The sequence below is a fragment of the Beijerinckia sp. L45 genome (assembly GCF_009765775.1).
GTDB lineage: Bacteria > Pseudomonadota > Alphaproteobacteria > Rhizobiales > Beijerinckiaceae > RH-AL1.
Genome location: NZ_LMUU01000140.1, coordinates 97819 through 112062 on the forward strand (window position 1 = coordinate 97819; position 14244 = coordinate 112062).

At 64.0% G+C, this 14244-nt stretch carries 9 protein-coding genes and 1 pseudogene; 3 read left to right on the forward strand and 7 right to left on the reverse strand.

Annotated features, from left to right (window positions below):
* The coding region (locus GSQ79_RS29005) for an exodeoxyribonuclease V subunit beta (RefSeq protein WP_210253101.1) at positions 1 to 3160 on the forward strand (3160 nt) is incomplete at its 5' end.
* Between the two features lie 156 nt (positions 3161 to 3316).
* Here the strand turns inward: GSQ79_RS29005 and GSQ79_RS15355 are convergent.
* From GSQ79_RS15355 to GSQ79_RS15365, 3 genes are read right to left on the reverse strand one after another with little or no spacing between them, the layout of a single operon-like run.
* Entirely contained in the window at positions 3317 to 4075 is a 759-nt protein-coding gene (locus GSQ79_RS15355) for a hypothetical protein (RefSeq protein ID WP_158809561.1), read from the reverse strand.
* Positions 4065 to 6356, reverse strand: coding sequence for a thiamine biosynthesis protein ThiF (locus GSQ79_RS15360; RefSeq protein WP_158809562.1), 2292 nt, complete (start codon positions 6354 to 6356; stop codon positions 4065 to 4067). Before GSQ79_RS15360 ends, GSQ79_RS15355 begins: the two co-directional genes overlap by 11 nt.
* A gap of 8 nt (positions 6357 to 6364) precedes the next feature.
* Positions 6365 to 7513, reverse strand: a complete 1149-nt coding sequence (locus GSQ79_RS15365) for a metallohydrolase (RefSeq protein WP_158809563.1) — start codon at positions 7511 to 7513, stop codon at positions 6365 to 6367.
* Between the two features lie 245 nt (positions 7514 to 7758).
* On the opposite strand from GSQ79_RS15365, the pseudogene GSQ79_RS30070 reads away from it, so the two are divergent.
* Positions 7759 to 8502, forward strand: a pseudogene (locus tag GSQ79_RS30070) (DUF2235 domain-containing protein); the annotation flags it as partial.
* 76 nt (positions 8503 to 8578) lie between these two features.
* On the forward strand, positions 8579 to 8938 hold the full coding sequence (locus GSQ79_RS30075) for a hypothetical protein (RefSeq protein ID WP_368669945.1): 360 nt from the start codon (positions 8579 to 8581) through the stop codon (positions 8936 to 8938).
* Positions 8939 to 9654: 716 nt separating this feature from the next.
* Here GSQ79_RS30075 and xoxF5 read toward each other — a convergent pair.
* The 4 genes from xoxF5 to GSQ79_RS15395 form a co-directional block, all read right to left on the reverse strand.
* On the reverse strand, positions 9655 to 11460 hold the full coding sequence (xoxF5, locus tag GSQ79_RS15380; RefSeq protein ID WP_158809564.1) for a lanthanide-dependent methanol dehydrogenase XoxF5: 1806 nt from the start codon (positions 11458 to 11460) through the stop codon (positions 9655 to 9657).
* A 468-nt stretch (positions 11461 to 11928) separates the two neighbouring features.
* Complete coding sequence (locus tag GSQ79_RS15385) at positions 11929 to 12660, reverse strand: ATP-binding cassette domain-containing protein (RefSeq protein WP_158809565.1); 732 nt, start codon at positions 12658 to 12660, stop codon at positions 11929 to 11931.
* Positions 12632 to 13378 carry an ABC transporter permease gene (locus GSQ79_RS15390; protein ID WP_174243228.1) on the reverse strand — a complete coding sequence of 249 codons (747 nt, stop codon included), beginning with the start codon at positions 13376 to 13378 and terminating at the stop codon, positions 12632 to 12634. The genes GSQ79_RS15385 and GSQ79_RS15390 overlap by 29 nt, the downstream gene beginning before the upstream one ends.
* Positions 13378 to 14244, reverse strand: an 867-nt coding sequence (locus GSQ79_RS15395) for an ABC transporter substrate-binding protein (protein ID WP_246725359.1), incomplete at its 5' end; no start/stop codon positions are given. The genes GSQ79_RS15390 and GSQ79_RS15395, both read right to left, overlap by 1 nt.

Here is a 14244-nt window from a genome sequence, read left to right on the forward strand (position 1 = left end):
GGCTGGCATGAGCTCACCCGGCACCCACGGTCTGAACCGGGTGGACACGATCGTCGCGTCGGCGGGCACCGGCAAGACATATGCGCTCGTCGAGCGCATCCGTGTCATGGTCGCCGCCGGCCTCGCCCCGGACCGGCTGCTGGCTACGACGTTCACGAAGAAGGCAGCCGCCGAACTCGCCGGCCGTATCCGCTCCAGCCTGATCGAACAGGGGCGCTCCGACCTCGCGGCTTCGATGCTGACGGCTCGCATCGGCACCGTGAACAGTGTCTGCGGCGCATTGATCGCGGAGTTCGCCTTCGAGCTCGGCCGTTCCCCAGTCGCGGACGTCATTCCGGAAGAACGTCAGAAAGCCGTTTTCGAACGCGCTATCGGCGGAGCGATGGCGGCTTTTTCCAGTCGCATCGCGCCGATCGCGGAACGCCTCGGCATCCCCTCGCAGGGCTACCGAAGCCACGGCCGGTTCGTCGCGGGCTGGCAGGACGACATCCGCAAGATCGTCGACCTGACACGTTCGAACGGGATCTCCGGAGAGAGGATCGCGGACAGCCGAGGCCATTCGATCGAAGGTTTGACGCGCCTCCTTCCCGAGCCGGCCGCCGGTGAGACGGCGGCCGCGTTCGATGCGGCGCTGCGCAAGGCGGTGATCGCGTGCGCTGCCCGCATCGAATCTTTGAGGGCGACCTTCTTGAAGGGGACCCTCAAGACGGACGTGCCTTGCATCGAGAGCGTCCTACCCCTGTTGGAAAGCGGCGCGCGCCTGCCGTGGGCGGACTGGGCCAGGCTCGCCAAGCTCGGAAGCGTCAAGGCGGACGCCGCCCACTTCTCCGACGTAGTCGCCGCGGCGGCAGTGCATCCGCGCCATCCGGGCCTGCGGGCCGACCTCGAGGACTTCATCGTGCTCCAGTTCGATTGCGCGTCAGACTGCCTCAAGGCCTACGCGGAGTACAAGAAGCTGCGCGGCCTGGTCGACTTCGTCGATCAGGAGATGCTGGCACTTGAGGTCCTGCGTGACCCAGCCAACCGCGACCGCCTCGGTGAACTGATCGGTGCCGTGCTCGTCGACGAGTATCAGGACTCGAGCCCGATCCAGATCGCGATCTTCTCGGCATTGTCGGCGATTGCCCCCGTCAACGTCTGGGTCGGCGATCCCAAGCAGTCGATTTACGGCTTCCGCGACGCCGATCCAACGCTCACGCAAGCGGCGGCTCAGGCGATCACCACCGGAACCGGAGGTACGTTCTCCTTCCTGCGCAGATCCTACCGCGCCTGCCCGGAGCTCGGCGCCTTGGTGAACGCCGCGTTCGAACCGAACTTCCTTAGGGCCGGTATGACGTCCGAGGAGATCACCTTCGATAGTTATCAGCGCGCGGACGGGACCGACGCGCCGCTTGCCGCCTGGACTCTCGCCGGGAAGAACAAGAGTGATAGGACGGGTGATCTCGCTGGCCGCATCGCCGGACTTCTTGAGGCACCTGAAAGGTGGATGGTCCGGCCCCGGACCGGCGCCTCCCATCCATTGCGCGGCGGCGACATCGCCGTCCTCTGCCGAAGCAACGAACAGGTTCTCGAACTAGCCGCCGCCCTTTCGCGACTCGGTCTCGAGGTCGCGGTGGAACGCGAGGGGCTTCTCGACCAGCCCGAAGTCGAACTCGCGATGGCGGCGTTGTGCTGGGTGGCCGATCCGGCCGATACCCTCTCTGCCGCGGAGATCGCGCGATTGTGCAGGGACGACGAGGCTTGGCTCGAGGCCGCGTTCGAGCCGCAGAACATCGCTGCGATCGAGGCTTGCGTGCCCTTCATCGACCAGCTGAAGGTGTTGCGGCCCTCGGCCTCGCAGCGAACGCCGGCAGAGATGTTCGACGCCGTGCTGCATGTCGATGGTCTCCTTGCGACGATCGCTCGATGGGGCAAGACGGAGCAGCGCCTGGCGAACCTCGAAGCGGTCAGGTCGTTGCTCGACGCCTACCAGATGGAGCAGCGCGCCGAGCGTCACGCGGCGACGCTGACCGGCGCCTGCGAATGGCTCAACGCCCAGGATAGACCGGCTCAACCCCGCAGCCGCAATCCGGGCGCGGTCAACGTCCTCACCTACCATGGCGCCAAGGGACTGGAATGGCCGTTCCTCGTGATGGCGGAGCTTGATGCGAAGGCAAAGGGGTCGCCGTTCGGGATCGTGGCCGAGGACGCAGATGCGCCGGATTGGCGGGCACCACTCGACAACCGCATCCTGCGCTATTGGCCGTGGCCCTACGGTCCGCAGGCGACGAACGTCGGCCTCGACGCAGCCGCTACGTCGAGCGCCGAGGGCTTGAGGGCTATGCATGAGGAGAGACTCGAACGTACGCGGCTCCTCTACGTCGGCATGACGCGCGCGCGGGACCATCTTGCCCTGGCGCTTAACAGCCAAACCGACTGGCTTGACGAGTTGCGCACCGACGCGAACGGTCCGATGTTCGCCTTCGGTCCGACCGACGTGAAGGTCGGAGAAAAGTCCTTTGCCAAGCGGGCAGCCCCGGATTCGGTGGACGATCGAGCACGACCCGCCATCGTCGAATACGCCCGACCGATCAGCGATCTTCGAACCCACCTCCCGCTACGCCTTAGGCCGAGCGCAGCGGTACTCGAGACCGCGATCAACGTCGTCGAGACGATCGTCATCGGACCGCGCATTCCGCTTGTCGGCGATCCCGACATGCAGGCAGTGGGAGAAGCCATCCATCGTTTCCTCGCCTGCGACGACCCGGATTCTCAACTCACTTCGCGTCTGTCCCGTGCCGCGGACCTGTTGATCCGGTGGGGCGTGCCGCAGCTCGCGGCTGCGGACCTCGTCGGCGCGTCGGACCGGTTTCATGCCGTCGTAGGCAAGCTTTTCGAGGGTGCCCAGCGCTTCCGTGAATGGCCGGTCCACGCGGCTCTGGATCTGCAGATCGTTTCAGGCCGCATCGACATGCTCCTCGACGGTGACGACGGCTTCGCCATCATCGACCACAAGAGCTTTCCCGGCTTCATGGAACTCGATGGTGAGCGGCTCAGGGCCTTCGGCGGGCAGGTGTCGCTCTACTCTAGGGCTCTAGAACGGGTCGCAGGTCGCAAGAGCCGCGAATACTGGGTTCATCAGCCGATCGCAGGCCTGATGAAGAAGATCGAGCTTCACTGATCGCATACGAGGAGATCTACGCAATGGCTCAGATCCTGAACGTTCGCTCAGCCGTCATCGACGGCGAGGCGGTCGCGCTCGGCGACATAGGCAGCTCGAACTTCTAGGAATGACATGTCGACCTCACCTGCAACGGATCCGACCTGACCTGCTGAATCAAGCGACTTCAGCCGCGGCAGCTGGTTCGCACTGGCTGAACAGACGTTGCGCATAGGCGAGCGAAGACTCCCGGACCAGGTCCTCGTTCACGAAGAAGACCCACATCGCGAGCGCAAGCAGCAGGAGCGCCCCAACGATCGATCCGCCGACAGCAGGCGACCGGTCCGGCAGCCTGATGAAGATCATCGCGGCGTCGGCCATCATCGCGAGCACAGCGATCGAAATCGCGATGGCCTTAATCCCATAGAGGTTGCGAGCGAAGCCATAGGCTATGTTCTCCTCGAAGAGCAGCGACTTCTTGGCGTCCGGCAGCGTATGCACGAGCAGCCAGTCGACCGCTGCCCGCGCGCGGTCGAACGCGTCGTCGGGCGAGGCCTTCTCCTCATCCGCCGTGGATACGCGGATGTTCTTCGACAGAAGAAACGTGTGGTAGCGGTTCTTCGTCTCTGCAGCGAACGATCGGTCGGCGAAGGTCAGAAGCCTGGCCGAATGGAGCCTGCCGACGCGGTCGCCGAGCCGACGCTCGAGCGTACGTCCTCTATTCCGCGCGATCTGCGCCAGCAGGAAGGTCAACCCACAGGCGGTCGCGGCGCTGACGAAAGCGCCAACCATGGTCCGCGCTTCCGGCACCCAGAAGCCTACGACCAGGAATATCGGCAGCAGCCCCAGGAGCGCCGGCTTCAGCCTGGCGTTCAGGGCGTAGCGGTCGAGGCCGACACCGCGAAGGATCGCGTCAAACGAAAGACTAGACGCCATCGGCAGAGATCCTTTCTTCGGCCAGCGCAGCGGCGGGCGCACCTGCGCCGAAAGCCTCTGCGACGAGCGCGGTGTAGCCTTCGGGAAGGGCGATCAGCATCAGCACTGGGAAGAACTGGCGCATCGCCAACCCGGCGGCGGTCGCCGCATCGAGGCCGGAGGGTCCCACCTTGATGAGATGGTTGTGCCAGGTGCCCAACACGTAGAGTGAATTCCCGGAGTCCTTCAGGACTTTGCGGATCGCGGCCTTGAGCCCGATCGTGCCCAACACGAACCTCTCCGGCGAGAAGGTGCTGTCTGGTGGCGCGGGCAGCAGGTCCACGATGTGGAAAGTGTTGCCGATCTGGGAGAAGCGGCCGACGATCACGCCGCCCGTCTCGCCGCAGGGCCTCGCGGCGATCTCGGCCCTGATCGCCTCGTCGACGCGAGCGCTCATCCTGACACCGACCCCGCCGTCGGCTCCGTCGCGGACGATCGTCCACGGTGGCACCGTCTCCTTCGTCCAGGATTGCGAAAGGCCGTCTGCCCCGAGCCTGCCAAGGCGGATCTCGCCCTCGTTCGACGGCTGCGGGAAATGGCGCATCGCGACAACCTCGCCCAGGCCGGCGGTCAAGGCGCTCAGGCGGCTGTCCGGCATAGGGAACGTAATGGCGCTGCAGCCTTGGCCAATCGCGACGGCCTCGGCCTCGGCGCTGAAGACGGTTCGCGCAAGCTCCACGTCCTCTGCGATCAACCGATAGGACGCGACCGCGAGGTCGCTGATGCTCGGGTTGCCGCTGCGCCCTTCGAAGGAAGCGTAAGCGACCCGGCCGGCGCCCAGCAGATGCGCCTCGCCCATCGCCGGCCTCTCCTCCCATGGAGCAAAGGCGAGCGCCTCCCTGAGCACGGCCGAGGCGGTGGTGTTGAGGAGACCGGCGTCGCGAGGCGCCAACTTGGCGCGGCCCTCAACCGTCCCGCACAATGCGACGGCGTCTTCTTCTATCTTGTCGCTCGGGGTCTGCTGCAACCGGCCGAGAACTTCCGCCAGCATCGAGGCCTTCGATTCGGATGCCCGGATGGAATCCGCATGGGGGAACACGGCATGACGCGCGTAATTGTGAGGCGACATGACACCACGATCCACGAGCACTGATGGACCATGCCCACGCCGCGCCATGTGCACGCCGATCTTCGATCCGACGCTACCGCACCCGACGAGGGTCCAAGGTGCGCGACCAGGGGCCTCGTTCTCTCCGGAGGCGCGTCGCAGGATCGGCAGCGAGATCTGCTCGAGCGCCGCGCAATGCCTGACGACGGGCCGGTCCACCTTGATCAGATCCTCACCGGACCTGACGTGGATGAGATAGGGGCAGAGTTCGATCGCGGAGGCAGTGCCGATCACGTCGCGTGGCCGCCGGACGAGGAAGGTGACGGTCAAGGGCGTCGGCTCGAAGGTCTTGCCATGAAGCCCCACCGCCAGTTGGCTGAACAGCCCGTCGAGATGGCTCAAGCAGCCGTACCGCTTCGAGCGCTCGATAAGGTCGCCGACGGTCGACACGGTCTCCGGCATATACTCATCGACGACGAACGGCACCCCAGCGACCTCGCGAGGAGCCCAAACGACGATTCCGGCTCCGTTGCCGCGCCATAGGTCGAGCCCGCACGCCACGCGGCCGAACGAGGCTACTCTGGGGTCGATCGGTACGCATGAGCGTTGATCCACGAGGTAGAGACGCTTCTCACCATCTTCCCGATAGACGAAGCCGGTCCTCAACAGGACCGAACCGCCCCCATCGCCTTCGGCGAAAGACCGGAGACCCGCCCCATCGACGACCATTACGTCATCGATGCCGTCCCGACGCACCGGCTCCCAACCACGAGTGGGATCGTTCAGCGTGAAGGTCGAGGCCCGATCGAGCCAGTCGGCGAGTTGGTCGAGCACGCCCTCGATTCCGCGGCGCTGGAGCAGCTCGCCAAGACTGCCGTCGACGATGCAGGGCACCGGCGGCTCGTTCGACGGACCGGGGTTGATGTGCGGATGCCCGCGGTTGAAGTCGTGGCGAAGGGTGATGAAAGGCGGCCGCATTGGGTAGACCGCCGGAAACGCGAAGGTCACCACCTCGATGCCGCGCGCGCCGAACGGGCTTACGCCGGCCATGCGCCAAGCCGCCGGGAGCTGCGTCCTGACGTCGATCTCCGCCGTCACGGCACCATCCGCCGCATCTTCGATGACCCGTACGGCAGCCACGGACGGATGGGTACCGGCAAGCTGCAGGGCGCGCGCTGTGACGACCGTGATCATGACGACCCTCAGCCGTGGCCGAGGGGCTCGGATCCGACTCCCGTCGCATAGGCCGCGCTCGCCACCCTCCGCCGGCTGGCCTTGGGACCGTAGCGGTTGACCACCATTTCGTAGGGGTCGTCTCCGGCTTCGTCGGCAAGGCAGGTGAACACACCGCGACCCGGCTTGAGGATGGCCTTATACTCGCGCTCGGCGCGGATGCAGGGCGGATCGTCCTCGTCGTCCTCGACCGTACAGCTGCTGGCGAGGATCGTGGCACCCGGTTCGGCCTGCGCCAGCGCGCTGCGGGCGTCGTCCGAGACCTCCGCCTTCTCACCCATGTCGCCCCAGCTGTCCCAGGAGAGGCTGTGCCAGGAACAGTGGTGCGGCGCGATCAGCACATGGTAGGTGAGATCATCGTCGTCATACCTGTCGCGGATCCTATCCCAAATCGCGACCTCGGCGTCGCCGCCGAACAGGTAGCGTGCGGCGTTGGTCACGCCGTCGGCCGCCAAAGTCATCCGCATGATGACGCTGGAGTTGTTCTTCGACAGAACCTCGTCCTCCTCATCATCATCAGCCAGCAGAGGCGCGAGGAGAAGGCCGGAGAAGGACGTGTCGAATTGGCCTGCGATGGTCGTGATCGTCTCGCCGGACCGAACAAGGATGGAACCCAGGCCATCGGTCTTGCGGTCGACGTCCTCGCCGAGGATCTTGATCCGATCGCCGTCCGACGCGTAGCCCTGGTTCCTGAAGAGCGCGACCCGGCGGCGCGCCTCGGTCGCCCAAGCCTGTGCATCTTCGCACAACGTGTGCGCCTTGCAGGCACGACGGAAGACGATCGGCGACGACCACATCTCGCGGATGAAGATCTTGTCGTCCCTCTTGCTCCACGACGATGGCAGCCCGAGATGGAAGTGGTTCTTGAGCCCGCTGATGTGATCCTGATCGGGATGGGTCAGAAGGAAGGCATCAACGTAGATGCGCCCCGAGCCATCACGGCCGAGATCGTCAAGTCGCTCGCGCAGCTGGGCGCCGACGTCGGGCGTCTCTTCGTCCTCGTCGTCTGCAGAGGCCCTGATCCTGATGTCGACGAGGATGCGGCGACCGCTCTCTAGTTCCACGAGCGCCATGTCGCCGTTATCCACCTTGAAGTGCGTCGTCCTCACAACCGCCATGCCGACCTCCGAACCGCCACCGTCGAGCTGAAGGTGGGCGTTCCTCGTTTGTACGCAAGATGGTTAACGCGAATTAATTCCTTAAGGGCACGGCATGGTGGAATAAGGCAAATCGTGGCAGGCGCAGCCTAGCTGACAGTGACCTCCGTCAAACGGCCAAGCCAGCGCCCGTTGAACAGGAACGGCGGGCTCCCATGTCTGAAAGCCATTGCAAACAAACAGAATCGGTGTGTCCGACATGAGCGATCCGGAAAACAGCGGCCGCAACATCCTCGTCTCCCGACGGCACGGCCAACGAGGGAGGGCTGCTGCCGGACGAGAATCGAACGAACGTCTATAAGCTGTTCCGGGCGACGCGCACGACGCCCGAGACGTGCATCGATACAGACAGGCAGATCGCCTTCTACATCTCGGGCATAGGCACCCCGCCTACTGGCGCGCGACCGTCCTTGGGCGCGACGCTGCACGAGGGACTCGACCAGATGGTCGGCGGCGGGCTCGCCGCGAAGATCATCGAGGGCTACGTCGCGATCATGAGCGCCTGGAGGCCGGGCGACAAGATCTACCTCTTCGGCTTCAGCCGCGGGGCCTACACGGTCCGCTGCCTCGCCCACGTGCTCGAGCTGATGAGCATCCCAGCGAAACAACCCGACGGCAGCTCGATCAGCTTCAATCCGAAAGACCTCTTTCCGATCGCCGAGGAAGCCGTATCGATCCTCTACCGACACGGCCAGACGACGACCGACGACGCGGCCCGGGACGCGAAGGCGGCGACCTTTCGCGAGAGTTACGACTCGTACTACAAGCCCGAGGGCATGACTTCTCCCTACTTCATGGGCGTGTGGGACACGGTCGCCGCGGAAGGTTGGGATCGCTTCCTGCCCGGCCACGACGAGGTGCACATGCCGAAGGGCGTGATGTACGTCCGCCGCGCCATGGCGATCGACGAACATCGCAGCGACTTCAAGCGGGTGAAGTGGGGAAGCGAACGGACCATCCGCACAGCGGTCCCCGGCGAACCCCCAGCCCTTCGAGCAGGTTTGGTTCGCCGGGTGCCATGCCGACATCGGCGGAGGCTACGCCGAAAACGAGTCGAGACTATCCGACAACACGATGAAGTGGATGACGGACTTCATCTCGAAGGATCTGCCGGCGGAGAGGAGGATCGATATCGACCCGCGCTACATGAACCTGCACCCTTCGGCCGCCGGCATGATGCACGACGAGTGCATGGCGGGCAAAATTCCTTGGAACAGGACGGTTCGCCCCGTCGATGTCGAGGGAGATCTGCACGAGACCGTCCTCGAACGACTTGCGATGCCAGAGGTCCGGAACTTCGTGACCTACGGCCCATACCGGCCCGCAAGCCTGGAGAACCACCCCAAGGCCAAGCAGTTCTTTGCAAGCGCCAGCGAGGCGGCCTAAAACCGGCTGGCGGCCGTCAGGACCTGCGGCGCCGCCAGCAGGGTATCGGCATCCGGAACCGTGCCGAACGTCCTGATGATCTCCGCGTCGGAAAAGTAGCCGGTCGACGGATCGCCCGTCCGAGAGAACGCGACGGCGCCGGCCGCCATGTTGGCCAGCGCCTTGCTCAGCTCGCACCGCCTCGCTCGACGTCTGCAACACAGCAGCAAAAGTAGGACTACCTTAATATGCAGACTTACATGGTAATCCATAGAAAAGATGGAAGGCGGTTCTTTGTCCTTGCGGCTTCATCCTCGGAAGCCATTGAGCGAGTAGCGATGAATTTAGAAGACGCGGAGGGGCAGTCTGCCTGGAGCGCGGAGCCTGACTCTAAATACAATCCGTCCATGGGAGTCGTATTGGATGCCTCGGGCAAGCCTGTCATGTCGCTTGAAGCATGACGATCGCGAAGGTCTTTGGCCTGCACGTCATGCTTGCCCAATGACAAACGCGTAGCGTGAAGCATTGCCTGTATCGCAAAAAAAAGACCCGCCTAGCGTAGCACGGCTAGGCGGGCTAGTTATGCCTTCCTGAGAAGCCCCACCTTGTAGAAGAGTGGAGTAAAGGCACTAATGAAAACATCGGGTCTGAAAATGAGGATTAGCCAAGCTTCAATACGGATTCGTCGTTATATTTAAAAGACGGCGCGCTGGATAACGCGCCGTCCCTTGCGATGCTTAGTTAGGAAGCGAGAACACCGTCAACGACCCACCGAGCGCAGTGTAGTTGTTGAGGGCGGCGTAGCCACCGACGGCACCGAGACCGGCGTTCGGATCTGTCAGACCGGCGGCGAGACCGATACCGGCCCAACCACCGACGCCCGACATGACGGCCACGAACTGCTTGCCCTTGTGCTCGTAGGTCATGACGTTACCGATGATGCCCGACGGGGTCTTGAACTTGTAGAGTTCCTTACCCGTCTTCGAGTCGACGGCCTTCAGATAGCCTTCCAGCGTGCCGTAGAACACGACGTCGCCGGCGGTGGCGAGAGCACCCGACCAGACCGAGAACTGCTCCGGATCCGACCAGACGATCTTACCCTTGGTGGCGTCCCAGGCGATGAAGTTACCCATGCCGCCATGGCTGTTCGGCGCGGGGTACATCGAGAGGGTGGCGCCGACGTAGGGCTGACCCGGGGTGTAGCTCACCTTGAAGGGCTCGTAGTCCATGCAGACGTGGTTGGTCGGCACGTAGAACAGGCCGGTCTTGGGCGAGAAGGCCGAAGGCTGCTCGTCCTTGGAGCCGAGAGCCGCAGGGCAGATGCCCTTCGAGTTCACGTCTTCACCATTGTGCTCGGTCGACATCTTGGCGTTGACGTAGGGCCGGCCGTAGTTCGGGCTGGACTTGTCCATCTCGACCTTGTCGGACCAGTTCACCGCCGGATCGTAATGCTGGGCGACGAGGAGTTCGCCAGATTCACGATCGAGCGTGTAGCCGTAGCCGTTACGATCGAAGTGAACGAGAAGCTTGCGCTCCTTGCCGTCGATCTTCTGGTCGACCAGCGGCACTTCGTTGATGCCGTCGTAATCCCACTCGTCGTGCGGGGTCATCTGGTAGACCCACTTGACCGCGCCGGTATCGGGATTGCGGGCCCAGAGGGACATAGACCACTTGTTGTCACCCGGACGCTGCTTGGGGTTCCAGGTCGATGGGTTGCCGGACCCGTAGTACATCAGGTCGAGCTTCGGATCGTAGGAGTACCAGCCCCAGGTGCAACCGCCGCCGGTCTTCCACTGGTCGCCTTCCCAGGTCTTGACCGAGGAGTTCTCGCCGACCGGCTTGCCGAGCGACATCGTCTCGGTCGGGCTGATCAGGGTCTGATCGTCCGGACCTTCCGAGTAGCCGCGCCAGACGCGCTTGCCGGTTTCCTGGTCGTAAGCGGTCACCGAGCACTGCACGCCGAACTCACCACCGGAGATGCCGACGATGATCTTGCCCTTGACGGGAAGCACGGTCGCGGTGTTGGTCGCGCCCTTCTTCGGATCGCCGTTGGCAACCTTCCAGAGTTCCTTGCCGGTCTTCGCGTCGAGCGCGACGACGTTGGTGTCGGCCTGATGCAGGAAGATCTTGCCGTTGTCATAGGCGACGCCGCGGTTGACGGTGTCGCAGCACATGACCGGGATCACGTTCGGATCCTGTTTGGGCTCATACTTCCAGATGATGCGGCCGTCGTTGTTGAGATCGAGCGCATAAACGATGTTCGGGAACGGCGTATGAACGTACATCACGTCGCCGATGACGAGAGGCGAGCCCTCGTGACCGCGCAGAACGCCGGTCGAGAACGTCCAGGCAACCTGCAATTTCTTGACGTTGCCGGCGTTGATCTGGTCGAGCTTCGAGTAGCGGGTGTTGGCGTAATCGCCCGTCTGAATCGCAAAGTTGTTCGGGTTGGCCATGATCGCCGAGAGATCCTCAGCGGCAGAGACCGGAACCGAATACGATAGGAGACAGGCGGCGGCCGCAGCCATGCCGAAATATTTCATGTGGGGCTTCCTCCAAAGCCTTGGAATCAAACCTGAGACTTGATCGCCCAGGCCGTCCAATGCTGTGCTACATGGTTATTAAGCAGGAACCAGGCGCTCCGGCAGCAGTCGCTATTTTTGCTTTTATGCGACGTCCCAATTCCCTTGCGTTTCCGTGTTTTTCGCCACCGAAGACGGCTGGACAGTACCAAGCCCGCAACACTTCGCAAGACGTTTCTTATGAAACACTCATGTCTTCGACCTATGTCTTTCGGCGGAAGAACAAAGTCGTCGCAGAACCCGATCAATCTCAAGACTATATTGCATTGCAGCAACGGCAACGCGGGGACAAGCCGCTCTAAATGCTTCTGTTTTCATCATGGCCGGATTTTGTGCAGATACGCGCCATCCGATCCGGGACCGATGCGGCAGTCCGACACAGAGCCAGAACAAAATGAGATACGGGGCAACGGCTTTTGGCGTTGCAAATCAGGGCTGGAGACCCGGATTGGCGGCGATCAAACGATCGCGCTCGCCCTCGATCCAGGCGGCGTTTCGCACCTCGGGCGCGGCGTCGAACGGAAACCGCGCCAGCACGCGAGTCGGGCGTGGCGCGAGGATCAGAATAATATCGCTGTACTGCAGCGCTTCGCGAAGGCTGTGGGTCACGGTCAGGATCGTCGCCCCGCGGGCGCGGGCTGCGGCGAAGACATAATCGCGCAAAATGTCCGCGCCCTGTTCGTCGAGCGAGACGAACGCCTCGTCGAGCACCAGCAGGTCCGGCGCGACGGCAAGCGCACGCGCCACGGCGACGCGCCGCGCCATGCCGACGGACAAAGCGCCCGGGCGATGCTGCCGCCAGTCCGTCAGCGCGAGATCGGCGAACAAGGCGTCGAGCGTGGTATCGTCGATCGCGGGCGCCGCCAGCCGGACGTTCTCTTCGACCGTGCGCCACGGCAGCAGCCGGGGATCCTGGAATACCATTCCGAGCCGAAGCGTCGCGACATCGGGGGTCACCGCGCCGTCGTAGGCTCGATCCAGCCCCGCCAGGATGCGCAGGGCCGTGGTCTTGCCGCAGCCGGACGGGCCGAGCAGGCACGTCACCTTGCCGCGCGGCAAGGCGAAGCGCAGGCCGGCAATCGCATCAAGATCGCCCTGCCCGCCCGTATAGCGCTTGCGCGCGATATCGACGTCAAGAAGCAGATCGCCATCGTCGGGCATAATCATCCAGCGGCTGCAGCACCAAAAGTTCGATCATCAGCATCACGACCGAGAACACGACGCTGTAGCCGAGCACGGCGCGCACGTCGAAGAGCTGAAAGTAATAGGAAATGGCATAGCCCACGCCGTTGGGTCGGCCGAGCAGTTCGACGACGAGCACGATCTTCCACACCAGAGCAAGGCCCGATCGCGCGGCGCCGGTGAGAAACGGCGCCAGCTGCGGCAAAAACACGTGGCGAACCCGCTTCCAGGTGCTGAACCGGTAGACGGCGGCCATATCGTCCAGCGCCGGATCGAAGGACCGCACGCCCTCGCGCAGCAACACCGCGACATTCGGAATCTTGTTGAGCGCGACCGCGACGATCGCGGCGAATTCGTTCAGGCCGAGCCAGATGTAGCAGAGCGCCGTGATGACCAGGGCCGGCGTGTTGAGCAGCACCAGCACCCACGGCGACACGACCTCGTCCAGCACGCGGGTGCGGCCGAGGACGAGTCCGATCGCGGTGCCGATCCCCATCGCCACGATGAAGGAGGCGAACACCCGCCACAGGCTCATGCCGACGTTGAACGCCATGTCGCCGTGCAAGCTGTCCTGGACGATGAACAGGGCGACCGCCGCCGGCGAGGGCAACGCACTCGAATGCGCGACGGCGGCCACGACGCCCCATAGCGCGACGAGCGTGATCAACGACGCAATGAAACGGATGCTTCTCACGATCAGCCGTAGACGGCCTGATCCACGTAGAGCCCCTCCGGAAGGCTTGTGGCGGTGCCGACCAGGGTTTCGCCGCCGAGCTTGACAAGGAGTGCGAAAAGCTGCGTCGCGTCGGCGATCTCGATGGCGCGCGGCTGATGCGGAATCCCGTCGATGAAGGCCTGCCGCAGCGCCTCGAATGTCGGCGTGTCGGCGGCCTCCATCATCGGCCGGAGCGTATCCCAGGCGCCGGTTTCCGTCGCAAGCCGCTGCTTGGCCGCGCGCGAGGCCTTGGCGAAAGCGGCCAGCGCCACCGGGTCGACGTCCTCATGAACGAGGTAGCCGAGCAGCGCGACCTTGCCGCGAACCCCCAGCGTGGTGGCGAGCGCCTGCACGCCCGTCAGCTCGCGAAAGCCCTTGGCCTGAAGGCGGGCGCAAAAATTCCAGTAGAGCAACGCGGCATCGAGTTCGCCATGCTCCAGCTTCGTGGCGAGAAGCGGCGGCGCGCCGAACACCGGTTTGGCATCCTTCTGAAGATCCAGCTGGCTGTGCTGCAAGACTGCGGCGCGCAACAAGATCCAGTTCTTGTCGAGCGGACCGCCGGCGATGCCGATGGTCTTGCCGGCAAGGTTCTCGATCGCCGTGATCGGCGAGCCGCCGGCAACCATGACGCCGCCTTCGGATGCGGAATAGGGCAGAAAGCGGACCCGCTTGCCTTCGGCCCGGAGGCGCGCGGCAAAGATCAGGTCGCTGACGATGGTGTCGACGGCGCCCGAGACGAAGGCGATCCGCGCCGCCTCGTTGGAGGCAAGCTTGACCACGTCGAGCCGCACGCCACCGGCGGCGTCGAACCCCTGCGCCTTGATGATCTCGGCCTCCCAAGTCGCCGT

What these genes read in the sequence shown, in the direction of transcription:
- GSQ79_RS15355 (WP_158809561.1), bottom strand. Translation starts at nt 4,075, where the DNA reads ATGGCGTCTAGTCTTTCGTTTGACGCGATCCTTCGCGGTGTCGGCCTC.
- GSQ79_RS15360 (WP_158809562.1), bottom strand. Translation starts at nt 6,356, where the DNA reads ATGATCACGGTCGTCACAGCGCGCGCCCTGCAGCTTGCCGGTACCCAT.
- GSQ79_RS15365 (WP_158809563.1), bottom strand. Translation starts at nt 7,513, where the DNA reads ATGGCGGTTGTGAGGACGACGCACTTCAAGGTGGATAACGGCGACATG.
- xoxF5 (WP_158809564.1), bottom strand. Translation starts at nt 11,460, where the DNA reads ATGAAATATTTCGGCATGGCTGCGGCCGCCGCCTGTCTCCTATCGTAT.
- GSQ79_RS15385 (WP_158809565.1), bottom strand. Translation starts at nt 12,660, where the DNA reads ATGCCCGACGATGGCGATCTGCTTCTTGACGTCGATATCGCGCGCAAG.